This window comes from Candidatus Kuenenbacteria bacterium HGW-Kuenenbacteria-1, assembly GCA_002839745.1.
In the GTDB taxonomy this organism is placed as follows: domain Bacteria; phylum Patescibacteriota; class Patescibacteriia; order UBA2591; family PGYQ01; genus PGYQ01.
This window is the reverse complement of record PGYQ01000001.1, coordinates 98,303-123,304: the sequence shown is the minus strand read 5'-3', so window position 1 is coordinate 123,304 and position 25,002 is coordinate 98,303. Positions and strand designations below refer to the sequence as shown.

Below are 25,002 nucleotides of genomic sequence, written 5' to 3'. Positions count from 1 at the left end.
GTTGTTTTATAAAAAATATGAGTAAACAAGAAATTAAACAAAGGATTGAAAATTTAAAAAAAGAAATAAATTATCATCGTTATCTTTATCATGTTTTAGATCAACAAGAAATTTCTGATGCTGCCTTGGATTCTTTAAAGCATGAACTTGAAAAATTAGAACAAGAAAATCCAGAATTTATTACTTTTGATTCGCCCACTCAAAGAATGGGCGGACAACCATTAGGAAAATTTAAAAAATTAAAACATAAAATTAGACAATGGTCTTTTAATGATGCTTTTGATTCTCAAGAAATTTTTGATTGGGAAATAAGAAATAAAAAATTTTTAGAAAAACAAGAACGAAATAATTTTATAGATTATCTTTGCGAGTTAAAAATAGACGGGTTGCATGTCATTTTAACTTATAAAAAAGGAATTTTTGTTGCTGGTGCAACACGAGGAGACGGTAAAGTAGGGGAGGATGTTACTCAAAATTTAAAAACTATTGAAAGTATTCCTTTAAAATTGGAAGAGCCAATAAATATAATGGTTGAAGGTGAAATTTGGATGAGCAAAAAAGTTTTTCAAGAATTGAATAAAAAAAGAAAAGAAAAAGCAGAGCCAGAATTTGCAAATCCGAGAAATGCGGCTGCCGGAACAATTAGACAATTGGATTCAAAAATTGTCGCACAAAGAAAATTAGATTGTTTTGTTTATGATTTAGTTTGGCAAGAAGATGGTAATTTACCGATTTCTCAAAAAGAAGAATTAAAAACATTAAAAAAATTGGGATTTAAGGTTAATCCATATTATCAATATTGTGAAAATGTTGAACAAATAATTAAGTATTGGGAAAAATGGAAAGAAAAAAAAGAAGCGCAAAATTATTGGATTGATGGAATTGTCATTAAAATTAATGAACGAAAAAATCAAGAAGCCTTGGGTTATACAGGTAAAGCGCCACGTTGGGCAATTGCTTTTAAATTTCCTGCGGAACAGACTACAACAATTGTTGAAAATATTATTATTCAGATTGGTCGAACTGGCGTACTTACTCCGGTGGCTGTTTTAAAACCAGTTAAGGTGATGGGTACAATTGTCAGTCGAGCTACATTACACAATGAAGATGAAATAAGAAGATTGGATATTAGAATTGGTGATACAGTGATTATTCAAAAGGCGGGTGATGTGATCCCAGATATTGTTCAAGTGTTGTTAAAATTACGTAAAGGTAAAGAAAAAAAATTTGAGATGCCTATAAAATGCCCGATATGCAATTCTGATATTAAAAAAATAGAAGGGGAAGTAGCTCATTATTGTGTGAATCAAAATTGTTTTGCTCAACAAAAAGAAAAAATTATTCATTTTATTTCAAAAAAAGGATTTAATATTGATGGAATGGGCGAAAAAATTGTTGAGCAATTAATGAGCAAAGGATTGGTTGAAACTCCAGCGGATATTTTTAAATTAACTCGAGAAGACCTTGAACCATTGGAACGTTTCGCAGAAAAATCTAGTCAAAATTTAATTAAAGCAATTCAAGAAAGTAAAAAAATTTATTTAGCAAAATTTATTTTCGCTTTAGGAATTAGACATATTGGAGAAGAAACCGCAACATTATTATCAAAACAAATTTTAGAAAAACTTAAAGAAAATGGAGCTTTTCTGATGGACATCGAAGGGGTTAAGGGATTTTCAAACACATTTAAAGCCCCCTTGATAAAGGGGGTTGGGGGATTTTCAAACACAATAAACCTTCTAAATCTCCTTTGTCAAAGAGACTTAAAGAAAGAAGATTTGGAAAAAATTAATGGCGTGGGAATTAAAATGGTAGAAAGTATTCAAGAGTGGTTTAAAAATAAAAAAAATATAGAATTATTAAAAGAATTTGATCAATTAGGAATTGAAATTATTTATCCTATAGTTTTAGTTGAGAAAAAATTTATTTTAGAAAACAAAAGTTTTGTTTTGACTGGAGAATTAGAATCAATGACGCGCGACGAGGCAAAAGAAAAAATAAAAAGTTTGCACGGAAAAATTTCAAATTCAGTCAGTAAAAAAACTGATTATATGGTTTTAGGCAAACATCCAGGCTCAAAATACGAAAAGGCAAAAGAATTGGGAGTAAAAATAATTAATGAAAAAGAATTTGAAGAAATTTTAAATAATTTATATTAAGACTAAGCCTAATATAAAAGTTTATTCTTTTTTTAAAGTTTTATTGTTTATTTTTATTTTAAAAAAATGAAAATAAAATCAAAACACAATTTTTTCAACTTAACACTTAATAAAGGTTTTAGTCTTGTTGAAATTATACTTGTTAGCGCAATTTTTGTTTTATTGGTTACGACATTTGTGGGCGCATATCTCTATGCGCAAGAAGCAAGTGTGTTTGCGGGTAATCGAGTACGAGCAACAATGTTGGCTGAGGAAGGATTAGAAGCAACGCGTAATATTCGTGATGCTAATTTTAATAATTTAACTGATGCAAATCATGGTCTTGTAATTTCTGGTAATCAATGGAATTTTTCTGGCTCGCAAGATATGAATGATATTTTTACTAGACAAATTATTATTTCATCAATTGATTTAAATCGTAAAAATATTATTTCAAATATTACATGGCAACAAAATCCACAACGGGTTGGCTTGGTGTCATTAAGTTCTAGAATGACAAATTGGCAAAAAAGCGCGCCTGTTCCTGGTTCTTGCAATGATTATGCTGTGCAACAAGGATATGTTTCTGGCATTTGCAGACAAAATGAACAACAATGCGTTAAATATAATGAAATATATTTATCTGGCGGTGACTCTTTTTGCACTATTCCTTCTGCTGACACTTGTTGCGCAAAATAAGTTCTAGCTTCTTAGCTTTTTAGGAAATTTCTAATAAATTAATTAGCTTTTTAATTATGAAAATAAAAAAAAATAAATTTAAAAACCTATTAGCTAACAGCTATCAGCTAAAAGCTACCAAGGGTTTTACTCTTATTGAATTATTGCTTTACATTAGCATTGCATCAATAATGCTTTTGGCTATTTCTATATTTTTATTTTTATTACTTCAATCGCGTGTGAAAAATCAAACCATTGCTGAAGTGGAACAACAAGGATTAGCAGTGATGCAAATTATTACACAAACAGCGCGGAATGCGGAAGCCATCATTTCGCCTTTGCAAGGCATAAGCGCTTCATCTTTAACATTAGATGTTATTGCTAGTGCAAATGATCCGACAATTTTTGATCTTACTAACGGCGTGATTAAAATTAAAGAGGGGACCGGTTCAAATGTGTCTATTACCAATTCTCGCGTTATTGTTTCTAATCTTTCTTTTTCAAATTTATCTCGCACTAATACGTCAGGCATAATTCGTATTCAATTTACACTTATACATCAAAATTTATCAAATCGTAATGAGTATAATTTTTCAAAAACATTTTATGGATCTGCTTCGCTCCGTTAAATATAAAAATAATGGATATGTGGTATTAATAAGCGTGTTAGTGTTAGGTGCGATTGGAATAGCAATTGTAGTATCATTGCTTTTGCTTGGTGTTGGATCATCGCGAACAAGTTTTGCAATTGAGCAATCAAATCAAGCCAAAGCATTGACTAATGCCTGCGCAGAAGAAGCGCTTCAACAAATGAGAGATTCAACTTCATATACTGGTAGTGGCAGTCTTACATTGGGACAAGGAATTTGCGCTTACACTGTCACAAGTCAAGGTGGACAAAATCGCACAATCACTTCATCTGGCACAGTCGGAATAATTATTAGAAAAGCAAAAATTATTATTGATAAAATAAATCCAACAATTAATATTATTTCATGGCAAGAAGTTGCTGATTTTTAATTATTAAAATAATAAAAATTATAATCTTTTATTTTTAAATTGCTATTTTGAAGTTTTTTTGTATAATTTTAATTATGTTCTAGGTTTTAGAAATTTAAAATTTAGAATTTTTTTAAATATTTTTCTTATGTCAAAACCAATAGTTTTAATTATTCTTGATGGCTGGGGAATTGCTCCGGCGTCAAAAGGAAATGCTGTCACTTTAGCCAAGACGCCAGTGATGGATTTTTTATATAAAAAATATCCAAATACTTTATTAAAAGCCCATGGAAAATATGTTGGCTTACCTAATTATCAGGATGGCAATTCTGAAGCCGGGCATATTAATTTAGGAGCTGGCAGAATAGTTAAACAAGATGCTGTTTATATTTCAGAAAGTATTATTGATGGAACATTTTTTAAAAATACAGCCATTTTAGAAGCAATAAAACACACAAAAAAATATAAAACAAATATTCATTTAATGAGTTTGCTTTCAGGTTCACAAAGTCCTCATACTGATTTGAGTCATATTCACGCTTTATTAAAATTAATTGAACAACAAGGAATAAATAGTAATAAAATTTTTTTTCATTTTTTCACTGATGGTCGCGATTCTTCTCAGCATGGAGCAATAAAATATTTAAAAAAAGTTGAGGCTTATTTTCAAGGTCAAGAAAAAATTGCTACAATTTCTGGACGATTTTTTGCCATGGATAGAAAGAAAAAATGGGAAAGAATTGAAAGTGTTTATAATGCAATGGTTTTAGGAAAGGGGGAGGGAGCGGAAAGTCCAGAACAAGCAATTTCAAAGGCTTATAATAAAAATTTAACTGATGAATATATTTCTCCGACAGTAATTACAAAAAACAAAAAACCAATAAGTGTTATTCATGACAATGATATGATTGTTTTTTCTAATTTAAGATCTGATCGCGCTAGAGAATTAACCAAGGCGTTTCTTCAAAAAGATTTTAATAAAATGAACGAAGGTTCATTTAAAAGAAAGAAAGTTTTGCAAAATATTCGTTTTGTAGCAATGACTGATTTTGGACCTGATTTACCTCATGTTTTTACAGCTTTTCCGTCTCGTGATATAAAAATGTGTTTGCCTCTTGTTTTGGAAAAATTTAAACAAGTTTATATTGCTGAAACAGAAAAATATGCTCATATGACTTATTTTATTAATGGCGGATATGCTGATCCTGTGAATGGCGAAGAAAGAATAAAAATTCCTTCATTAGATATTCCTTATTATGATAAACAACCAGAAATGAGCGCGCCAGAAATTACAAAAACAGTTTTAAATAAATTAAATTATGATTTTATTGCGGTGAATTTTGCTAACCCAGATATTATTGGTCATACAGGAAATTTAAAAGCAGCTATCCAAGCAATAGAATGCGTTGATAAATGTGTGGGAAAAATTATTAAAAAGGTTCAAGAAAAAAATGGAACAGTAATAATAACAGCTGATCATGGCAATGTTGAGGAAATGATTAATTTGGAAACTGGAGAAATTGACACAAAACATTCAAAAAATCCCGTGCCATTTATTTTAGTAGATAATCAAAAAAGAAAATTAAGAAAAGATGGAATTTTATCCGATGTCGCTCCAACAATTTTAGAATTATTCGAAATAGAAAAACCAAAAGAAATGAAAGGAAAAAGTTTAATTGAAAATTTTAAATTAAATTTCTAATTTTAATTACTCGTTACTGGTTTACTGTTACGAGTTTATTTTAAGATGAAAAAACCAATTGTTTTAATTATTCTTGATGGCTGGGGAGTGGCTCCGGCATCCAGAGGAAATGGAATTAGCTTAGCAAAAACTCCTAATTTTAATAAATATATTACCACTTATTTTAGCGCTGTTTTGCAGGCTTCTGGAGAAGCAGTGGGATTACCTTATGGAGAAGTAGGTAATTCAGAAGTCGGACATTTAAATTTGGGAGCTGGAAAAATTGTTTATCAAAATTTACCTCGAATTAATAAATCTATTTTAGATGGAAGTTTTTTTAATAACAAAGTTTTTTTAGAAGCATGCTCATATACCAAAGAAAATAATTCTGCTTTGCATTTGATGGGGTTGGTTTCAAATGGCGGGACACATAGTTTTAATGAACATCTTTTCGGTTTATTAGAATTAGCAAAAAAAGAAAAACAAAAACGAGTTTATATTCACGCATTTTTAGATGGTCGAGACGTGGCTTATAATAGTGGTATAGAATTTATAAAAGAGTTAGAAGAAAAAATAAATCAAATTGGTATCGGAAAAATTGCTACAATCTCTGGACGATTTTATGCGATGGATAGAGATAATCATTGGGATCGGATTGAAAAAACTTTTTTAGCAATGACAGAGGGACAATCAGAAAAAAGTTTTAATGATTCAATTGAAGCAATTCAAGATTCTTATGATCGAAATATTTTTGATGAAGAATTTTTGCCAACAGTTTTATTAAATGAAAACAAAGAGCCAATTACTAAAATTCAAGACAAAGACGCGGTGATTTTTTTTAATTTTAGATCAGATCGCGCTAGAGAATTAACTCAGGCGTTTGTTTTACCAGATTTTCAAAATTTTAAAAGACCTCAATTTTTGAAAAATTTATATTTTGCAACAATGACTGAATATGAAAAAGATCTTTTAGTAAAAATAGCTTTTTCGCCAGAAGAAATTAAAATGCCATTAGCAAAAATTCTTAGTGATTCAGGATTAAATCAATTACATATTGCCGAAACGGAAAAATACGCTCATGTGACATATTTTTTTAATGGTGGAGAAGAAAAACCTTTCAAAGGACAAAGCAATATTGTTGTTCCATCTCCTCAAATTTCTTCATACGCTGAACAGCCAAAAATGAGTGCCCCTATAATAATAGAAAAATTGCTTCAAGAAATTTCCAAAGATGAATATGATTTTATTGTAGTAAATTTTGCTAACACAGATATGGTTGGGCACACAGGAAATTTAAAAGCGGTTATTCAAGCAACGGAATATATTGATGAATGTTTAAAAAAAATTGTTGATGAAATTTTATCAAAAAATGGAACTGCTTTAATCACTGCTGATCATGGTAATGCTGAAGAAGTTATTAATTTATATACAGGAGAAATTGATAAAGAACATTCTTCTAATCCAGTGCCGTTTATTTTAATTGGAAAACAATGGGAAAATAAAGCTATAGAATTAGGTAGAATTAATCCAGATTTAAGTGGACTTGTTTCTTCTGGTGTTTTAGCTGATATTGCCCCAACAATTTTAAAAATTATGAATATTTCAGAACCAGAAGAAATGACAGGAAACAGTTTAATCTAATGTTTGTGGATACGACCCCCAAACATACCTAAACATATTTTTATGGAAAAAAATTTATTAGAAAATTTAAATGAAGAACAAAAAAAAGCAGTGACTTATAAAAATGGTCCTTTGCTTATTATTGCCGGAGCAGGAACTGGGAAAACGACCGTTATTACCAGCAGAATAGCTTGGTTAATTTTATCTAATCAAGCGAAGCCAGAAGAAATTTTAGCTTTAACTTTTACTGATAAAGCGGCAGAAGAAATGGAGGAAAGAGTGGATATACTTTTGCCTTATGGTTATGTTGATTTGTGGATTTCTACTTTTCATTCTTTTGCGGAAAGAATTCTTAAACAACACGCCATTGATATTGGCTTGTCTGATAATTTTAAATTATTGACACAAACAGAACAAAATTTTTTAATCAGACGAAATTTTGATCGATTTAATTTGGATTATTATCGCCCTTTGGGAAATCCAACAAAATTTATTCAAGCAATGATTAAACATTTTTCCAGAGCCAAGGATGAAGAAATTTGGCCGGAGGATTATTTAAAATATGCCGAAAAATTGAAAAAAAATTTAAACAAAGAAAAAATTAAAGATCAAGAAATTGCGCGAATTAATGAAATTGCAAATGCTTATCATATTTATCAACAACTTTTATTAGAAAACAGTGCCCTGGATTTTGGAGATTTAATTAATTATACCTTAAAATTATTTAAAAAAAGGCCACAAATTTTAGAAAAATATCAAAAACAATTTAAATATATTCTTGTTGATGAATTTCAAGATACCAATTGGGCTCAATATGAATTAATAAAATTATTAAGTGCCCAAAAAAATAATATTACCGTTTCCTTTGATGATGACCAATCAATTTATAAATTTCGTGGCGCTTCAATTAGCAATGTAATGCAATTTAAAAAAGATTATCCAAAAGCAAAACAAATTGCTTTAATAAAAAATTATCGTTCCAAGCAAAATATTTTAGATTTGGCTTATGACTTCATTCAATTAAATAATCCCAACCGTTTAGAATGGCAATTACAAAATCAGTAATCTTTTTTCTTTATGAAAAACAATACCAAAGCAACGTTAAAAATTTATTGGAGGGTTTATTTAAAATAACTTTTAGCTATTTTAAATTAAAAATTTAATTAAAATTTACATGAAGAAAAATATAAAATGGCTTTTAATAATTTTGACAACTTTATTGATAATATTTTTTGGACAATTAATAAATTTATTTTCTTTAGAATTAACAAACAATACCAAATTAATTAGTGATACATCTAAAATAAATTTGATGTTGCCTAAATATTTAGAAAAAGATATTTTTACAAAATTTAATACTTTGCCAAAACAAACCACAAATATAAGAGTAGATTTAAAACCAGCTCCTTTAAAATCTAAAGAACCTATTAGAATTAATAAGCAAAATCCAGAGATTAAATTGGCTGTTCCTAATGGAATAGTTGTTGATTTAAAAACAAAAAAAATTCTTTGGCAAAAAAAACCTCAAGAGAAAAAAAGTATTGCTAGCTTAACTAAATTAATGAGTGCTTTGATTTTTTTAGAAACAAATCCTGATTTAATGAAAAAAATAAAAATTATAAAAGAAGATGAAATAGGAGGCGCTCGATTAAATGTAAATTTTAAAGAAGAAATTAAAACAAAAGATTTATTTTACGCCGGTTTAATTGGTTCAAAAAATAATGCATTTCTAGCTCTAAATAGATCCACTGGTTTAAATAAAAAAGATTTTGTTAAAAAAATGAATGAAAAAGCTCAAAAAATGGGATTAAAAAATACATATTTTGTTGAACCCACTGGATTAGACCCGGATAATTTATCCACTGCTTTAGAAATAGCAATTTTAGCCAAACAAGCCTTAAAAAATCAAGAAATTAAAAAAATTTTAATTATTGATAAATATAATTTTGATACTTTTTTGGGATTAAAAAAAATAAGAGAAATAATAGTGGAAAATACTAATGAATTATTGGGAGGCGCATTAAAAATTAAAGCAGGAAAAACAGGCTTTTCCAATGAAGCAGGTAGTTGTTTGGTTATTCAGGCGGAAAATAAAGACGGAAATGAAATCATTGCTGTTTTATTAGGTAATAAAACAAAGAAAAAAAATTTTATAGAAATGAAAAATTTAATTGAATGGATTTTTGAAAATTACAAATGGAAAGAAAAGAAATTGTAAATTATAAATTATAGAAGATTATTTAAAATTATTTTAAATTTGTGTTATTATGATTTTAGGAAATGAACAATTAATGACCTTATTAATAGCAATGACGCCAATTAATGAACTTCGAGGAACTATCCCAATAGCTATAGGAATTTATAAATTACCAGTTTTTGAAGCATTTTTTTGGGCTGTTTTTGGAAACATGATTCCTATATTTTTTTTATTGTGGTTTTTTGGGTCTTTGTCTAAAATTTTAATGGAACGGTTTTATTTTTTTAATAGATTTTTTACTTGGCTTTTTGAAAGAACCAGAAAAAATTTTTATCAAAAATTTAAACAATATGGTAATATCGCTTTAATTATTTTTGTCGCTATTCCTTTACCAATGACTGGGGCTTGGTCTGGCGCAGTTGCCGCATTTTTATTTGGAATACCTTATTGGAAAGCATTAGGATTGATTTTTGTTGGAGTATTATTAGCTGGCTTAATAATTACACTAATAACCATGGGAATATTGGCATATAATATTTGACAAAAAAATAGATTTTGATAATATATAAAATATAAAAAAATAAAAATATTTTTAAGTTTTTATTTTTTTAATTGAAAGAAGAAAAAAATTTTAAATTTCTAATAATTATGAAACAAATAGAACAAAAATTTTTTCATTATAATATAATTTTTCGAGCAGAACCAGAAGGAGGGTTTACTGTTATTATTCCCAGTCTTCCGGGATGCATTACTTATGGAAAAGATTTAAAAGAAGCAAAAATTATGGCTATTGACGCCATCAAGGGTTATGTTGCTAGTCTTAAAAAACACAAAGAATTAATTCCTTCTGATGAAGAAACTTTTATGACTACCGTAGAATTAGAAAAAGTTTTTATAAAAAAACCTTCTTTGGTTTATGCCTAAAATACCCAATTATTCTTCAAAACAACTTTTAAAAATTTTAAAGAAAAAAGGATTTGAAATAGATCATATCACTGGCAGTCATTATATTCTTTATCATTTAATAACAAAACAAAGAGTTACTTTGTCTTATCATACAAAAGATTTACCTAAGGGTACAATATTTAGCATTTTAAAACAAGCTGAAATTTCAAAAGATGATTTAGAAAATAACTTTTAATTTTAAATTTATTTTTATGTCTAATAATTTTTTAAATCAAATATCTTTAGAAGTATTAAAAAAAATTTCTTTTTGCCCAATCTGCAATGAACACCATAAATTAATAGAAGTTAAAATTTTAGAAGAAAAAGGCAATAAACATTTAATTTATTCAAAATGTAAAAAATGTTATAGTTCAATTGTTTCTTTGGTCACTACTGATAATTTAGGTGTCAATTCAGTTGGTTTAGTGACTGATTTAATAGAGAGCGATGTTTTAAAATTTAAAAATTCTTCTATTGTTAATAATGATGATGTTATTTTGGTTCATCAATCTTTTTTTCAAAAAAATCAACAAAATTAATTGCAAGCATTTATTTTATAATAATAAATTTTTATGGATTTAACTTTAAAAACAAATTTAAGAACTTTAATAAATAAAAAAAGTAAAAGTTTAAGAAAAAAGGGAATTTTACCAGCTGTAATTTATGGGCATGGAATAGAAAATAAAAATATTGAAATTAAAAAATCTATTTTTCAAAAACTTTATAAACAAGTAGGAGATGGAAGCCTTTTGGATTTAATAATAGATGGTCAAAAACCTATAAAAGTTTTGATTCAAGAAATTCAAAAAGATCCAGTAAAAAGTGAAATTTTGCATATTGATTTTTATCAAATTAAAAAAGGAGAGAAAATAACTCATTCAATAAAATTGAATTTTATTGGAGAATCTAAAGCAATAAAAGAATTGGGTGGAGTATTAATAAGAAATGTAGACTCTGTTGAAATTGAATGTTTGCCTGAAGATTTAATTTCTGAAATAGATGTTAATATTTCATGTCTTAATACTTTTGAAGATATTATTCATATTAAAGATCTTAAAATTCCTTTAAATATTAAAATTTTAGATAAATTAGATGAAATAGTCTCTGCTGTTGTGCCACCAAAAAGAGAAGAGAAAAAAGAAGTTGTTGAAGAAAAGAAAGAAGAAGAAAAAAAAGAACCAACTAATAAATCTGCTATTAATAAATAAAGAGGAGGGGATTGAGTTAAGAACAACAAGAAACAAATTACTTATTTTAAATATACATTTTTCTATAAACAACCTTCAATTTATTTGAGGGTTGTTTATTTTTTAAGATAATATAAATCAATATTCTAATATAATTCTATTTCTTTTATGCGTTTAAAAATTAAATCTCCCCAAAATTGGGCAGATCCTAATCCTAAAAAAAAATCTTTTTTCTTTCATAAAACAAAAAAAAGAAAAAATTCTATAAAGATAGGTTTTAAAATAAAAAATTTTTTAAAAATCTGTTTTTTAATATTTTTTATTTTTTTAATTTTAATAGGGATTACAGGAGTACTAGGATGGACTTGGCTTTCAAAAGATTTACCAGATCCGGATAAATTATTAGAACGCTCTGAAGAACTCAGCACTAAAATTTATGATCGGACAGGTAAAATAATGCTTTATGAAATTCATGGGGAGAAAAAAAGAACTATAATCAATTTAGAAGAACTTCCTGAATATATAAAATGGAGCGCTATTGTTGTTGAAGATAAGAGATTTTATCAACATCATGGTTTTGATTTTAAAAGAATAATTAAAGCTTTTTATATTAATTTAATTCAAGGAGGAACATTTCAAGGAGCATCCACAATTACTCAACAATTTATTAAAAATGCTATTCTAACTCCTGAAAAAACCTATACTCGAAAAATTAAAGAAATTGTTTTGGCCTATCAAATAGAAAATAAATTTTCCAAGGATCAAATTTTAAAAATGTATCTCAATGAAATCCCTTATGGTTCTCAAGCTTATGGAATTGAAGCGGCAGCTCAAACTTATTTTGCTAAATCAGCGCGAGATTTAGATATTGCTGAATCAGCTTTATTAGCCGCTTTACCAAAAGCCCCTACTTATTATTCACCTTGGGGAAATCATAAAGAAGAACTTTTAGTTCGTCAAAAATTAATTTTAGATTTAATGATTCAAGAAGGGCACCTAAAAAAAGAAGAAGTAGAAAAAGCTAAGAAGATAGATATTTTAAAAAAAATTGTTTCTCGTCGAGAAAATATTCTAGCTCCACATTTTGTTATGTATGTTAAAGAACTTCTTACTCAAAGGTATGGAGAAAAAATTGTTGAGCAAGGGGGATTAAAGGTTTATACTTCTTTGGATTTTGAAAAACAAAAAATAGCCGAAGAAAAAATTAAACAAGGCGCTGAAAAAAATAAAAAATGGGAAGCAACTAATGCCGCTTTAGTAGCAATTGATCCAAAAACAGGAGAAATTTTAGCTATGGTTGGCTCAAAAGATTATTTTAATTTAAAAGAAGACGGAAATGTTAATATTGCTCTTCGTCCCCGTCAACCAGGATCTTCTTTTAAACCTATTGTTTATGCAGCTGCTTTTAAAAAAGGATTTACTCCTCAAACAGTACTTTTTGATTTAGAAACTAATTTTGATACGACTGGCAAAAAATCTTATGTTCCTAAAAATTATGACGGGACAGAACATGGTCAAGTAACTTTAAAAAAGGCTTTGGCTGGTTCTTTAAATATTCCGGCAATAAAAATTCTTTATTTAACTGGCATAAATTTTGTTTTAGATTTGGCTGATGAATTAGGTTATTCTACTTTTCAAAATAGAGAAAATTTTAGTCTTCCTTTAGCTCTTGGAGCTGGCGAAGTAAAACTTTTGGAACATACAATCGCTTTTGGAGTTTTTGCTCAAGAAGGAATAAAACATGAAATTACGCCAATTTTAAAAATAGAGGATCATCAAGGAAAAATAATAGAAGATTATACTTCTGATAATCAAGGGCAAAGAATATTAGATCAAGAAGTTTGTCGACAAATTAATGATATTTTATCTGATAATAATGCGCGATCTTTTATTTTTGGTCTTCGCAATAATCTTAATTTAGGGAAAAGACCAGTGGCAGCTAAAACCGGAACAACTAATGATTTTCGAGATGCTTGGACAATGGGGTATACACCTTCTTTAGCTGTGGGTGTTTGGGTGGGGAATAATGATAATACCAAAATGAAAATAAAAGCAGTTGGCGGAGATATTGCTGCGCCTATTTGGAATGCTTTTATGAAAGAAGTTTTAAAAAATACACCAATAGAAAAATTTACTTTACCTAAAAAAATAGTTACTAATAAAGCGGTTTTAAATGGAAAATTTATCGATGAAACAATCGTTAAAATTGATAAGGCTTCAGGAAAATTAGCTACGGATTTAACTCCATCCTCTTTTATTATAGAAAAAAAATATTCTAAAGTGCATGATATTTTATATTTTATAAACAAAGAAGATCCTCAAGGACCTTATCCTAAAAATGCATGGAAAGATCCTCAATTTAAAAATTGGGAGGCTCCTGTTAAAGAATGGGCGAAAGAAAAAGGATATTTAGATGAAATTATACCTACAGAATATGATGATTTACATATAAAAGAAAACCAACCTAAAGTAAAAATAATTTTTCCAAATGACAATGAAACATACACAAGTTCTTTTATAGAAACAAAAATTGGGGCAGAAATACCTCGAAAAAAAATAAACAGAATTGAATTTTTTATTGATAATCAATTAGCCAAAACAATTAATTATTTTCCTCAAGATTTTGAACAAGTGCCAATTTCTAATTTAGAAAATGGTTTTCATAAATTAAAGGTTGTTTTTTATGATGACATTGATAATCAAGGAGAAAATGAAATAAATTTTAATTTATTAAGAGAAAAAAGTTATAATCCTCAAATTTTATGGCTTATACCTCAAAATAATTCTATTTTTCAAAAATTTGAATTTATACAATTAAAGCTTTCTTTAATAGATATTTTTAATCCTAAAAATATAAAAATTTATGCGCAAAATATTTATACAATGCAAGAATATTTAATAGGAGAATTAAATAATATTCAAAATAATCAAATAAATTTTGATTGGCACGACACTTTAACAGGAAATTATTTTCTTTATGCTGTTGTTATTAATAAAGACGATAAAACATTTCAAAGCGAAAAATTAATAATTAATATAAAAGGGGATAATTAATAAAAGGAAAGGAAATACGGTTTTAAAATATATATCGCGTCGCACAATAAACCTTATGCGACTACCCTTGATAACTCTTCTTGAGTCATCCTAATTAATTATTGCATCATAATAGCTCAATGATAAAACAACTCACAAGTGAAAAATTTACTAGAATTTATGTCATAAAATTTATTAAATTTATTTTTTATTTTTTAATTTAAAATTCCATAGACGAAATTTAATTTTTCTTTGGAATAAAAATTAAATTTAAATCCCCTTAAATGAAAAAAGGATATAAAATACTTTTAACCGCTAGTTTAATGGCAAATTTTGGTGATAACCTAATTGGTCCATTTTATGCTGTGTTTGTTGAAAAAATTGGTGGCAGTATTTTAGACATTGGTTTTACTGTCACAGTTTTTAGTGCTTGTACAGGTGTTTTAATGATGGTAGTCGGTAAAATGTCTGATAAACTAAATAAAGAACTTATTACAATTTTCGGATACGGCATGTATGCTTTAGGTAGTTTGTTATATTTAACTATATCAAGCCCGTGGCAATTATTTTTTCTACAAGTCATATTCGCAATAGGGACAGCTTGTCTGTCAGCGCCATTAACTGCCCTATTTGCAAAGTATATTCAAAAAGGGAAAGAGGGATCGCAATGGGGCTTTGAGAGCGGGGGCGCATTTTTGGCAGTCAGCGTCGCTTCTTTTATTGGAACGTTAATTGTTAATCAATGGGGATTTAAAATTTTATTTTTTTCAATGTTTATTATACAAATCAGCACAACAATAGTACAAATGCAACTATATTTTGCCACGAGAAAAAACTAAAACTACATCTGCATTATCTAAGTAAAATGTTTTATTATTTTCCACAACAATGTTTATATTTTTTTCCTGAACCACAAGAACATAAATCATTTCGGCTAATTTTTTGTTTCAAAATTATCTTAGAAGAAGTATTTAATTTGCTATTATTTTTTTGCATTATTGATGGAGCTATTTCAACAGCAAAACCAATTTTATAAATACTATAAACAATTTGTTTTTCAATGATATTTATTAATTCATTAAACATTCTATAAGCTTCTTTTTTAAATTCAATTAATGGATCTCTTTGTCCATAACCACGTAAACCAATACCTGTTTTTAAATAATCAATGGCTTCTAGATGTTCAATCCATAAATTATCAATACTGCGTAATATAATTTCTTTTTCAATTTTTCTCATAGAGTCATTATTTTCTATTAAAGTTTGATTATTATTAATAGCTAAATTTATTTTTTCTTCTAATTTATCATATTCTTTTAAAGACAATTTAACTAAATATTGAATAATTTTTGTTCTTGCTAATATATCTTGAGTTTTATTTCCAGCTTCTCTTTCTATGTCTTCTAATTTTATTCTAACTTCTTTTGAAATAGGAAAAATTGTATGAACCACTTCATAAATTTCTTCTAAATCCCATTGTCGCTCATCTTCTAAGGAAGTATGAAAAGAAACGACTTGTTCGATTTCTTTTTCTATCATTTCTAAAACTATCTCTTTTAAATTTTTAGATGGTTCTAACGCTTCACGTCTTTTTTTGTAAATAGTTTCACGATGCTTATTAATAACATCATCATATTCAAGTAAATGTTTTCTTACGTCAAAATTATATCCTTCAATTTTATTTTGAGCAGCTTCAATAGAATGAGAAATCATTTTATTTTCAATTGGCATATCATCAGGCAAACCTAGATGAGTCATTATTTCTTTCATTTTAACTGAACCAAAAATTCTCATTAAATCATCTTCCATGGAAATAAAAAATTGAGAACATCCAGGATCTCCTTGACGACCAGATCGTCCTCTTAATTGATTATCAATTCTTCTTGCTTCATGTCTTTCACTGCCAATCATATATAAACCACCCAAAGAAACTACCTCATTATGTGTTTTTTGATATTCTTCTTCTGAAATTTCTTCTGTTTTTTTTCCTCCTAAAATGATATCTACTCCACGTCCAGCCATATTTGTGGCAATTGTTACAGCTCCTTTTTTACCTGCTTGAGAAATAATTTCCGCTTCTTTCCAATGATTTTTGGCATTTAAAATTTCATAAGGAATTCCAACTTTATCTAACAGTTCTCCTAATAATTCATTTTTTGTAATAGAAATTGTTCCAACTAAAACCGGTTGTTTGGTTTGATGTAATTCTTTAATTTTTTCAACAATGGCTTTATATTTTCCTTCTTCTGTTTTATAAATTTTATCTGCTAAATCTTTTCTGATCATTAAATTATTAGTTGGAACTGCAACAACGTCTAAATTATAAACCTTAGAAAATTCTTCCGCAGAAGTAATTGCTGTACCAGTCATTCCAGCTAATTTTTTATAAATACGAAAATAATTTTGAAAAGTAATTGTTGCTAAAGTAACGCTTTCTTTTTGAACCTGAACTCCTTCTTTTGCTTCAATAGCTTGATGAAGTCCTCCAGAATAACGTCGCCCTGGCATTAAACGTCCAGTAAATTCATCCACAATCATTATTTCTCCTTCTTTAATTACATAATCTCTATCACACTTAAAAAGTGTTTCTGCTTTTAATGCTTCCTCTAAATGATGCACTAAATTAATACCTCCTTCAGTATAAATATTTTGCATTCCTAACCATTTTTCCATTTTAGAAATTCCTTCCTCAGTTAAAGTGGCAGCTTTCATTTTTTCATCAATATTATAATCTTCATTTTCTTTAAGCCGACGAATTAATTGAGCAAATTGATTATATTGTTCCGCTGATTCTTCAGCAGGCGCGGAAATAATTAAAGGAGTTCTTGCTTCATCAATTAAAATACTGTCTATTTCATCAATGATTGCATAATTAAATGATCGTTGATTCATTTCATTTAAATTATAAACCATATTATCTTTTAGATAATCAAAACCAAATTCATTATTTGTTCCATAAAGAATATCGCAAGCATACGCTTCTTTTCTAGAAACAGGAATTAAATCAGTTTGCAGTTTGTAGTTTATAGTTTGTAGATCTTGTAATAAATTATTTTCTTTTTCAGAAAAAAATTTTAAGGCTTTTTCATGTTGAATACATCCAATACTTAAGCCTAAAAAATTAAAAATTCTTCCCATCCATAAAGCATCTCTTTGAGTTAAATAATCATTAACAGTAATAATATGCACTCCCCTACCCTCTAAGGCATTGAGATAAGCTGGCAAAGTAGCAACCAAGGTTTTTCCTTCTCCTGTTTTCATTTCAGCAATTTTTCCTTGATGAAGAATAATCCCACCCAAAAGCTGAACATCAAAATGTCTTTGTTTTATTACTCTTTTTGCTGCTTCTCTAACAACAGCAAAAGCTTCTGGCAAAATATCATCCAAAGATTTTTTTTGTTCTTTTATTTCTTGTTGAAATTTTTTGGTTTGTTCGTGCAATTCTTGATCAGAAAATTTTTCAAATGTTGGTTCTAGCGCATTAATTTGATCAACAATCGGTTGCAGTTTTTTTAATATTTTTTTATTAGGATTTAGAAAGAAAAGCATAAAAAATAGTTTATTATTAATTTTTTAAGATTAACAAATTTTAATTAAAAATCAAATTTTTATAAAAGTGAGGGTTGAACCTTTGTATATTTTTTTATAATTTTTCTACCATAACCTTTATTTTTCCTGCTTTAATACTAGCAATTTTTTGAAAAGCTGTTTTTGTTAAATCAATTATTCTATTAGGATGTATAGCTTTAATCGGTCCAAAATCATTTACAATAACAATTACTGATTTTTTATTTTTTAAATTAGTTACTTTTAATTTGGTTCCTTTGGGATATTTTGGATGAGCCGCAGTCAATTTATTACACCATCTTGGACAATACCAACTAGCCATACCAATCTCTGTTTCTTTTGCTTTTTTTGTCTCATTAATTTTTTTTTGTTTTATTTTTTCTATTTCTTTAATTCTTTCTGCTTCTTTGATTTTTTCTTGCTTTATTTTTTCTATTTCTTTAATTCTTTCTGCTTCTTTGATTTTTTCTTGCTTTATTTTTTCTATTTCTTTAATTCTTTCTGCTTCTTTATTCTCTGCATTTTTTATTTTTTGAAATTCTATTTCTGTATTAACATTTATTTTAACTTTACTAAGATCAAATGGTTTTGATACAATATTTATATCTGCGCTAACATCTATAATATTTTGGTCTTCTGTATCAGAAATTTGTTCTATAGGATAAATAATAAAAAAAGAATAAAACAATAAACCAAATCCTGCAAAAAAGCAAAAACTAAAAACTCCTAAAGAAATAATATTTTTATATTGTTCATTAAATTGTTTTTTTATAAAAAACATTTTATACTTAATAAAGTAACACGTAATCAGTAATAAGTAACGGGTAATATTTTTATATTAATACTAAACATTAAATTTAAAAATAATCTTTTATCTGTTTACTCGTTACGGATTGTTTGTTACTAATTACTATTTTAAAATTTCCGCAGGTGTGGTGTAGCGGTAACATGTTTCCTTCCCAAGGAAGAGATCGAGGGTTCGAATCCCTTCACCTGCTCCATTATTGCCCCTTTAGCTCAATTGGTAGAGCAACGGTATCGTAAACCGTAGGTTGCTGGTTCAATTCCAACAAGGGGCTTAGAAAAAAATAAACTTTTTTTATTTTACATAACTCAAACCTTTATATAATGGATATTTTTCTGTTAATTCTTTAATTTTAAATTTAACATTTTTTTTAATATTTTCATCTCCAATATTTTTAATAATATTTACAATCATTTCACCAATTAATTTCATTTCTTCTTCTTTCATGCCACGAGTTGTTAGGGCAGGAGTACCTAAGCGAATACCGTTTGGCTCAAAAGCTGTGCCTTTATCATCATATGGAATGGTATTTCTATTAGTATAAATTCCACATTCTTCCAACGCTTCCGAACCTTGTCTGCCAGTAATTTTAAGCGAACGACAATCAATTAATATTAAATGATTGTCAGTACCTCCGGAAACAAGTCGCAATCCTTCATCTAATAAAACTTTGGCTAATGCCTTAGCATTAAGCATTATTTGATGAGCATATTTTTTAAACTCTGGGTCTAAAGCTTCTTTAAAACAAACTGCCTTGGCAGCAATGATATGTTCCATTGGTCCGCCTTGAGTGCCAGGAAAAATAGCTTTATCAATTGCTTTGGCGTGTTGTTCTTTAGAAAGAATGATAGCGCTTCTTGGACCACGTAAGGTTTTATGAGTAGTGGTCATCACAAAATCAGCATAAGGAAATGGTTCTGGATGATCTCCTGAGATACAAAGACCAACAAAATGAGAAATATCAGCTAAAAGCAAAGCCCCGACTTCATCGCAAATTTCTTTAAATGCTTTAAAATCAAAAATTCTAGGATAAGCCGTAGCGCCAGTTACGATCATTTTTGGTTTTTCTTTTAAAGCAATTTTACGCACTTCGTCCATGTCAATTAATTCAGTTTCTTTATTAACACCATATTGAACAAAATTATAAAGTTGACCGGAAAAATTTACAGGATGCCCATGAGTTAAATGACCACCTTGATCAAGTTTTAATCCCATAATTTTATCGCCATATTTGAGCATAGCAAGATAAATTGCCATATTAGCGCCAGAACCAGCATTGGGCTGAACATTAGCATGTTCAGCATTAAAAAGTTTTTTTGCCCGTTCAATAGCTAAATTTTCAATTTTATCTATAAATTCATTACCAGTGTAATAACGTTTATATGGATAACCCTCGGCATATTTATTAGAAACAGGAGTCCCCATAGCCATAAGCACAGCTTCTGAAGCATGATTTTCTGATGGAATCATTACAAGACCATTTCTTTGTCTATTAAGTTCCCCTTCAATCGCCTCAGCAATTTCAGAATCAATTTTTTTTAAAATAGACATAAAATTAAAATTAATTTTTAAATTCTAATACAGACACTTTTTCCATTATTATAGGAGAAATTGGACGATCATTTTGACCAACTTTTGTTTTAACAATTTTATCAACGACTTCCTGTCCAGAAATTACTTTTCCAAAAATTGTATAATTATTTGGTAAAGGATAATCATCGGTCATAATAAAAAATTGGCTACCATTTGTATTTGGTCCTGCATTAGCCATAGCAACTACTCCTTTTTTATAACCCTCCTTATAAGAATCAGTTTGAGAATTTAATTCGTCTTCAAAGGTATATCCCGGACCACCCATTCCAGTACCCTCTGGATCTCCACCTTGAATCATAAACCCATCAATCACTCGATGAAAAATTGTTCCATCATAAAATCCTTTTTGAGTAAGAGTTATAAAATTATTAACAGTTTTGGGCGCATCCGCGTCATAAGTCATAAAACGAATTTCACCCATATTAGTTTTGATTGTTATTATATGTTGCATATTTTTTATTAAAGAAATATTTTCTTTGTTATTATTTAAAATTTTATTATCCTCTATTTTTTTATCTATCATTTCATTATTTTCCCTAATTTTTTCTTTCACAAAATCAGAAGGAAAAACATGTTGATTGTTTTTAATAAATATTTGCCATAAAAAATAGCCACCTATTATAAAACATAATAGCACAATAATTAATATAAAAAAAATATTTTTTTTCATATAAAAATATATTAAACAATAAAAATTTAAATTTTAATATTTTTTTATTCCTGTCCAAACTACTTGATTTTCAATCTTAATTTCTTTTTCAAAATCAACCCCTTCTTTTTTATGCTCAATAAATAATAATTGATTACATAATGTTGCTATTTCTATTTTTTCTTTAAATTTTTCAAAAACCTCTTTTGTCTCCCCTATCTCTAAATAAACATATAAATCAATTTTATCCTTAATTGTTAAACCCTTCTCTTTGCGCAAAACATTGATCTGACGGATAATTTCTCTAAAAATTCCCTCTTGTTTTAATTCAGGCGTTATTTCTATATTCAAAGCCATTTGAATTTTATTTTCTTCTCTTGTTTTCCAATTTTCTCCCTTTGGTAATTCTCCCACTATTTCTATATTTTTTACATTTAATTCTTCTTTGATTAAATTTAAACAATCTTCATTAATTAAAAATTGATCCGCCAGCTGGCAGATGAAAATTGAAAATTTTCCTAGTGTTTGTCGTACTTTAATGCCAGCTTCTGAGCGTAAACTATGTCCTAATTCACAAATTTGTCGAACCAAATCCATTTGTTTAATCAATTCTTGATCAATTTTTTCTTCATCTAATTGAGGCCAATCGCATAAATGTATTGATAAATTGTAGGCTGTAGGTTGTAGGTTATAGGTTTTTAAATTTTGGTAAATTTTTTCAGCAATAAATGGAGTGAATGGCGCCATTAATTTTGATAATGTTAATAAAATATAATGTAAAACAATTAATGGTTTAAAATTATTTTCATCTATTAATTTAAATCGTTCGCGACTTCTACGAATATACCAAGTTGATAATTCACTAATAAAAGTTTCAAAAAATTGACAACTATTAATAATTTTATAAGCATCCATATTTACTGTTATTTCTTTTATTAATAAATTTAATTTAGCCAAAATCCATTGATCTAAAACATTAGTAGTTTTTATATTATAGCTTTTAATTTCTAGATTGTTAGAATGCAATTCATAAAATTTATAAACATTCCATAAAGTATTTAATATTTTTTTATTTGCTTCATCTACTCCTTTTTCAGAAAAAGATAAATTTTCTGCTTTCATTACTGGAGAAGAAGCTAAATAAAAACGCATTGCATCTGCTCCATATTTATCAAAAATTTCCTTTGGATCGGAATAATTATTTAATCTCTTTGCCATTTTTTTGCCATCCTCAGCCAAAACAATCCCATTAACAATTACATTTTTAAACGCATTGCTATTATTAATTGCTGTTCCAATAATATGTAAATAATAAAACCAGGCGCGAGTTTGATCAATTCCTTCAGCAATAAACTCTGCTGGAAAATTAGCTTCAAATTTTTCTTTATTTTCAAATGGATAATGCATTTGCGCGTATGGCATTGATCCTGAATCAAACCAAGTATCTAAAACGTCTGGGATTCGTTTCATCTCTTTTTCACATTTTTCACATTTAAAAGTTATTTTATCAACAGTATGTTTATGTAAATCAGTAATTTTATGCCCTATTAAATCCTCTAATTCTTTTACAGATCCAAAAACTTTCATCTCTCCGCAAGAACATTTCCAAATAGGAATAACCGATGCCCAAAATCTCTGACGGCTAATTGACCAATCTCGACTACCTGAAAGCCAATTGCCAAAACGACCTTCTTTAATATGAGAAGGAGACCAATTTATTTCTTGCGCAAATTTTATTGCCTTTTCTTTAACCTTGGTTACAGCCACAAACCATGAAGTAGTCGCATAATTTATTAATGGGGTTTCACATCTCCAACAATGCGGATAACTATGTTCATATTTTTCTTTTTTAAACAATGATTCATTATGAGCCAAGTATTTTATAATTTCAATATCTGTTTTTTGAGTATCGCCAATCGGTTTGACATTCATACCAGCAAAATTCTTTGCTTCTATCTTAATTGTTCCATCCATATTTACATGTTGAATAAAAGGTAAACTATTTTCTTTACCTAAATTCATATCATCTTCACCAAAAGCCGGCGCAATATGAACAACACCAGTCCCCTCTTCAATTGTTACGAAATCACCGGAATATATTTTCCAACCATTTTTTTTATTTTCTAAATTTTCATTTTTAAAATAATAATCAAAAACAGGTTTATATTTTTTGCCAATTAATTCTGATCCTTTAAATTCACTAATAATTTCATATTCTTGATTTTTAAAATTTTCAATTAATCTATCTTTGGCTAAGATAAAATATTCTCCTAATTTTTGTATTTTAATGGATTCAGCAAGCTCTTCACAAGCTTTCAACTTTAAACTTATTTTTACATAATCAATATTTTCTCCAATTGCCAATGCGACATTTCCAATTAATGTCCATGGCGTTGTTGTCCAAGCTAAAACAAAAGTTTTTGGCTCATCTTCTAATTCAAATTTTACTGTTGCTGATAAATCTTTAATTATTTTATATCCCTCAGCGATTTCTTGTTGTGATAAAGTTGTTTCACAACGAGGACAAATAGCCATAGAACGATAGCCTTCATAAATTAAACCTTTATCCCATAATTGTTTAAAAACCCACCAAACAGATTCCATAAAATCCAAATCCATAGTTTTATAAGCATTATCCATATCTGCCCAACGACCCAATCGTTCAATTACTTTTTCCCATTCTTTAACATAACTCAAAACTTTTGAATGACAAATTTCATTAAATTTTTCCACTCCTAATTCTTTAATTTCTTTTTTTGTTTTAAAACCCAATTCTTTTTCGGCAATATTTTCAATTGGTAGACCATGACAATCCCATCCCCATTTTCTTTCAACGCGATAACCTTTCATTGTCCAATATCTAGGGATAATGTCTTTCATAACGCTACCAACAATATGCCCATAATGCGGAGTGCCTGTAGCAAATGGTGGGCCATCATAAAAAACATAAGACTTTTTTATATCTCTTTGTTCAATAGATTTTTTGAAAACATTATTTTCTTTCCAAAAAATTAAAATTTCTTCTTCCATTTTTGAGAAAAATGATTTTTCCATAAAAAAATTTATAACTAATCAATTTTTAAAATTAAATTTTTATCTAAATTTATAAATTGTCGATAACTTGACCATTTATAATCTTCTAAATTTTTACATAAACCAAACTTGGTTGGATTGTTGTGAATATAATTTAACTTTTCTAAAAATTTTCTTTCAGAAATAATATTAAAATCATAAAATCCAGATTGCCAAATTTTATATTTAAGACCTTTTTTATGGGGTAGATGAGAGCCTCTGCTCTCATCTTTTGGTTGGAGCAGAGGCTCCAACCTACCCGTTATATTTATATAATCTCTTATTTTTATAGCTGAATGTCCTTTTATCCCTTGCATTATTTTTGAAATCGTTAATTCTGGATATTTTTCTATGTCCCACCAAATTAAAAAATGTAAATGATCTGACATTATTACATAACCCAAAATCTTAAAATCTAATTTTTTTCTATAAAAATTCAATTCTTCTAATAAAATTAGACAATTTTTTTCATCTTTAAAATATGGATAATTTCTAAATGTTTTTGTTGTGATAAAATGAATTCCTTCTTGAAATTTAGGAAAATTTTTAAATTGCATTTTATTATTTTTATTTCTAAAAGTTATAATTCTTGAGACCCTACATAAAATTGTGTCTGGCATAGTAAAAATGTATAATTATTTAATAATAAATTTAATATTTATTCTAATAATAAAACAAATTTAACTATTATTGCAACCATTTTTAACTATTAAACCCAAAAAGATAAAAAAAGCTAGCCACACTTTTATGAACGGTCCCTAATTCATTCTAATTCCAATTCCCTAATTCCAATTCTTGGGGTAGATGAGAGCCTCTGCTCTCATTTTTTGGTTGGAGC

General features: G+C 28.0%; 22 protein-coding genes and 2 tRNA genes. 18 read left to right on the top strand and 6 right to left on the bottom strand.

What is annotated here, in order from left to right:
* Nucleotides 1-17: 17 nt before the first annotated feature.
* From CVV26_00605 to CVV26_00535, 15 genes are all read left to right on the top strand, one after another.
* Nucleotides 18-2,159 (top strand): hypothetical protein, encoded by a 2,142-nt coding sequence (locus tag CVV26_00605; GenBank protein ID PKL72746.1) that lies wholly within the window; start codon nucleotides 18-20, stop codon nucleotides 2,157-2,159.
* 66 nt (nucleotides 2,160-2,225) lie between these two features.
* Nucleotides 2,226-2,837: a hypothetical protein gene (locus tag CVV26_00600; GenBank protein ID PKL72745.1), complete on the top strand. Its 612-nt coding sequence runs from the start codon at nucleotides 2,226-2,228 to the stop codon at nucleotides 2,835-2,837.
* Nucleotides 2,838-2,893: 56 nt separating this feature from the next.
* Nucleotides 2,894-3,445 carry a hypothetical protein gene (locus tag CVV26_00595; protein PKL72744.1) on the top strand — a complete coding sequence of 184 codons (552 nt, stop codon included), beginning with the start codon at nucleotides 2,894-2,896 and terminating at the stop codon, nucleotides 3,443-3,445.
* Nucleotides 3,396-3,836 carry a hypothetical protein gene (locus tag CVV26_00590; GenBank protein PKL72743.1) on the top strand — a complete coding sequence of 147 codons (441 nt, stop codon included), beginning with the start codon at nucleotides 3,396-3,398 and terminating at the stop codon, nucleotides 3,834-3,836. Before CVV26_00595 ends, CVV26_00590 begins: the two co-directional genes overlap by 50 nt.
* 127 nt (nucleotides 3,837-3,963) lie before the next feature.
* Nucleotides 3,964-5,517: a 2,3-bisphosphoglycerate-independent phosphoglycerate mutase gene (locus CVV26_00585; GenBank protein PKL72742.1), complete on the top strand. Its 1,554-nt coding sequence runs from the start codon at nucleotides 3,964-3,966 to the stop codon at nucleotides 5,515-5,517.
* Between the two features lie 45 nt (nucleotides 5,518-5,562).
* Nucleotides 5,563-7,137: a 2,3-bisphosphoglycerate-independent phosphoglycerate mutase gene (locus CVV26_00580; GenBank protein ID PKL72741.1), complete on the top strand. Its 1,575-nt coding sequence runs from the start codon at nucleotides 5,563-5,565 to the stop codon at nucleotides 7,135-7,137.
* A 42-nt stretch (nucleotides 7,138-7,179) separates the two neighbouring features.
* Nucleotides 7,180-8,181, top strand: coding sequence for a hypothetical protein (locus CVV26_00575; GenBank protein ID PKL72740.1), 1,002 nt, complete (start codon nucleotides 7,180-7,182; stop codon nucleotides 8,179-8,181).
* A 109-nt stretch (nucleotides 8,182-8,290) separates the two neighbouring features.
* Entirely contained in the window at nucleotides 8,291-9,334 is a 1,044-nt protein-coding gene (locus CVV26_00570; GenBank protein PKL72739.1) for a hypothetical protein, read from the top strand.
* 49 nt (nucleotides 9,335-9,383) lie between these two features.
* Nucleotides 9,384-9,854 (top strand): ligand-binding protein SH3, encoded by a 471-nt coding sequence (locus CVV26_00565; GenBank protein PKL72738.1) that lies wholly within the window; start codon nucleotides 9,384-9,386, stop codon nucleotides 9,852-9,854.
* Between the two features lie 107 nt (nucleotides 9,855-9,961).
* Nucleotides 9,962-10,237 carry an antitoxin HicB gene (locus CVV26_00560; GenBank protein PKL72780.1) on the top strand — a complete coding sequence of 92 codons (276 nt, stop codon included), beginning with the start codon at nucleotides 9,962-9,964 and terminating at the stop codon, nucleotides 10,235-10,237.
* Nucleotides 10,230-10,454 carry a hypothetical protein gene (locus tag CVV26_00555; protein PKL72737.1) on the top strand — a complete coding sequence of 75 codons (225 nt, stop codon included), beginning with the start codon at nucleotides 10,230-10,232 and terminating at the stop codon, nucleotides 10,452-10,454. Before CVV26_00560 ends, CVV26_00555 begins: the two co-directional genes overlap by 8 nt.
* A 16-nt stretch (nucleotides 10,455-10,470) precedes the next feature.
* Nucleotides 10,471-10,797 (top strand): hypothetical protein, encoded by a 327-nt coding sequence (locus CVV26_00550; protein ID PKL72736.1) that lies wholly within the window; start codon nucleotides 10,471-10,473, stop codon nucleotides 10,795-10,797.
* Between the two features lie 33 nt (nucleotides 10,798-10,830).
* Complete coding sequence (locus tag CVV26_00545; GenBank protein ID PKL72735.1) at nucleotides 10,831-11,466, top strand: 50S ribosomal protein L25; 636 nt, start codon at nucleotides 10,831-10,833, stop codon at nucleotides 11,464-11,466.
* Nucleotides 11,467-11,613: 147 nt separating this feature from the next.
* A complete protein-coding gene (locus CVV26_00540; protein ID PKL72734.1) occupies nucleotides 11,614-14,499 on the top strand; it encodes a hypothetical protein in 2,886 nt (961 codons plus the stop codon).
* 263 nt (nucleotides 14,500-14,762) lie between these two features.
* Nucleotides 14,763-15,317, top strand: a complete 555-nt coding sequence (locus CVV26_00535) for a hypothetical protein (GenBank protein PKL72733.1) — start codon at nucleotides 14,763-14,765, stop codon at nucleotides 15,315-15,317.
* Between the two features lie 34 nt (nucleotides 15,318-15,351).
* Here CVV26_00535 and CVV26_00530 read toward each other — a convergent pair whose 3' ends face one another.
* Both CVV26_00530 and CVV26_00525 read right to left on the bottom strand, forming a co-directional pair.
* Nucleotides 15,352-18,027, bottom strand: coding sequence for a preprotein translocase subunit SecA (locus CVV26_00530; protein PKL72732.1), 2,676 nt, complete (start codon nucleotides 18,025-18,027; stop codon nucleotides 15,352-15,354).
* Between the two features lie 94 nt (nucleotides 18,028-18,121).
* Nucleotides 18,122-18,367 carry a hypothetical protein gene (locus CVV26_00525; GenBank protein PKL72779.1) on the bottom strand — a complete coding sequence of 82 codons (246 nt, stop codon included), beginning with the start codon at nucleotides 18,365-18,367 and terminating at the stop codon, nucleotides 18,122-18,124.
* A gap of 33 nt (nucleotides 18,368-18,400) precedes the next feature.
* Between CVV26_00525 and CVV26_00520 the strand changes: the two genes are divergently transcribed.
* The 3 genes from CVV26_00520 to CVV26_00510 all read left to right on the top strand — a co-directional run bounded on the left by CVV26_00520 (nucleotide 18,401) and on the right by CVV26_00510 (nucleotide 19,124).
* Nucleotides 18,401-18,637: a hypothetical protein gene (locus tag CVV26_00520; protein ID PKL72778.1), complete on the top strand. Its 237-nt coding sequence runs from the start codon at nucleotides 18,401-18,403 to the stop codon at nucleotides 18,635-18,637.
* Nucleotides 18,638-18,971: 334 nt separating this feature from the next.
* Nucleotides 18,972-19,046 (top strand) — tRNA-Gly (locus CVV26_00515).
* Between the two features lie 5 nt (nucleotides 19,047-19,051).
* Nucleotides 19,052-19,124: transfer RNA gene (locus tag CVV26_00510), tRNA-Thr, on the top strand.
* Between the two features lie 20 nt (nucleotides 19,125-19,144).
* On the opposite strand, the gene CVV26_00505 is transcribed toward CVV26_00510, so the two are convergent.
* The 4 genes from CVV26_00505 to CVV26_00490 all read right to left on the bottom strand — a co-directional run bounded on the left by CVV26_00505 (nucleotide 19,145) and on the right by CVV26_00490 (nucleotide 24,784).
* A complete protein-coding gene (locus CVV26_00505) occupies nucleotides 19,145-20,401 on the bottom strand; it encodes a serine hydroxymethyltransferase (protein PKL72731.1) in 1,257 nt (418 codons plus the stop codon).
* Nucleotides 20,402-20,411: 10 nt separating this feature from the next.
* Nucleotides 20,412-20,894 (bottom strand): peptidylprolyl isomerase, encoded by a 483-nt coding sequence (locus tag CVV26_00500; protein ID PKL72777.1) that lies wholly within the window; start codon nucleotides 20,892-20,894, stop codon nucleotides 20,412-20,414.
* A 252-nt stretch (nucleotides 20,895-21,146) separates the two neighbouring features.
* A complete protein-coding gene (locus CVV26_00495) occupies nucleotides 21,147-24,146 on the bottom strand; it encodes an isoleucine--tRNA ligase (protein ID PKL72730.1) in 3,000 nt (999 codons plus the stop codon).
* Nucleotides 24,147-24,160: 14 nt separating this feature from the next.
* Nucleotides 24,161-24,784, bottom strand: coding sequence for a hypothetical protein (locus tag CVV26_00490; protein ID PKL72729.1), 624 nt, complete (start codon nucleotides 24,782-24,784; stop codon nucleotides 24,161-24,163).
* Nucleotides 24,785-25,002 lie beyond the last annotated feature (218 nt).

What these genes read in the sequence shown, in the direction of transcription:
- CVV26_00605 (PKL72746.1), top strand. Translation starts at nt 18, where the DNA reads ATGAGTAAACAAGAAATTAAACAAAGGATTGAAAATTTAAAAAAAGAA.
- CVV26_00600 (PKL72745.1), top strand. Translation starts at nt 2,226, where the DNA reads ATGAAAATAAAATCAAAACACAATTTTTTCAACTTAACACTTAATAAA.
- CVV26_00595 (PKL72744.1), top strand. Translation starts at nt 2,894, where the DNA reads ATGAAAATAAAAAAAAATAAATTTAAAAACCTATTAGCTAACAGCTAT.
- CVV26_00590 (PKL72743.1), top strand. Translation starts at nt 3,396, where the DNA reads ATGAGTATAATTTTTCAAAAACATTTTATGGATCTGCTTCGCTCCGTT.
- CVV26_00585 (PKL72742.1), top strand. Translation starts at nt 3,964, where the DNA reads ATGTCAAAACCAATAGTTTTAATTATTCTTGATGGCTGGGGAATTGCT.
- CVV26_00580 (PKL72741.1), top strand. Translation starts at nt 5,563, where the DNA reads ATGAAAAAACCAATTGTTTTAATTATTCTTGATGGCTGGGGAGTGGCT.
- CVV26_00575 (PKL72740.1), top strand. Translation starts at nt 7,180, where the DNA reads ATGGAAAAAAATTTATTAGAAAATTTAAATGAAGAACAAAAAAAAGCA.
- CVV26_00570 (PKL72739.1), top strand. Translation starts at nt 8,291, where the DNA reads ATGAAGAAAAATATAAAATGGCTTTTAATAATTTTGACAACTTTATTG.
- CVV26_00565 (PKL72738.1), top strand. Translation starts at nt 9,384, where the DNA reads ATGATTTTAGGAAATGAACAATTAATGACCTTATTAATAGCAATGACG.
- CVV26_00560 (PKL72780.1), top strand. Translation starts at nt 9,962, where the DNA reads ATGAAACAAATAGAACAAAAATTTTTTCATTATAATATAATTTTTCGA.
- CVV26_00555 (PKL72737.1), top strand. Translation starts at nt 10,230, where the DNA reads ATGCCTAAAATACCCAATTATTCTTCAAAACAACTTTTAAAAATTTTA.
- CVV26_00550 (PKL72736.1), top strand. Translation starts at nt 10,471, where the DNA reads ATGTCTAATAATTTTTTAAATCAAATATCTTTAGAAGTATTAAAAAAA.
- CVV26_00545 (PKL72735.1), top strand. Translation starts at nt 10,831, where the DNA reads ATGGATTTAACTTTAAAAACAAATTTAAGAACTTTAATAAATAAAAAA.
- CVV26_00540 (PKL72734.1), top strand. Translation starts at nt 11,614, where the DNA reads ATGCGTTTAAAAATTAAATCTCCCCAAAATTGGGCAGATCCTAATCCT.
- CVV26_00535 (PKL72733.1), top strand. Translation starts at nt 14,763, where the DNA reads ATGAAAAAAGGATATAAAATACTTTTAACCGCTAGTTTAATGGCAAAT.
- CVV26_00530 (PKL72732.1), bottom strand. Translation starts at nt 18,027, where the DNA reads ATGCTTTTCTTTCTAAATCCTAATAAAAAAATATTAAAAAAACTGCAA.
- CVV26_00525 (PKL72779.1), bottom strand. Translation starts at nt 18,367, where the DNA reads ATGGCTAGTTGGTATTGTCCAAGATGGTGTAATAAATTGACTGCGGCT.
- CVV26_00505 (PKL72731.1), bottom strand. Translation starts at nt 20,401, where the DNA reads ATGTCTATTTTAAAAAAAATTGATTCTGAAATTGCTGAGGCGATTGAA.
- CVV26_00500 (PKL72777.1), bottom strand. Translation starts at nt 20,894, where the DNA reads ATGCAACATATAATAACAATCAAAACTAATATGGGTGAAATTCGTTTT.
- CVV26_00495 (PKL72730.1), bottom strand. Translation starts at nt 24,146, where the DNA reads ATGGAAAAATCATTTTTCTCAAAAATGGAAGAAGAAATTTTAATTTTT.
- CVV26_00490 (PKL72729.1), bottom strand. Translation starts at nt 24,784, where the DNA reads ATGCCAGACACAATTTTATGTAGGGTCTCAAGAATTATAACTTTTAGA.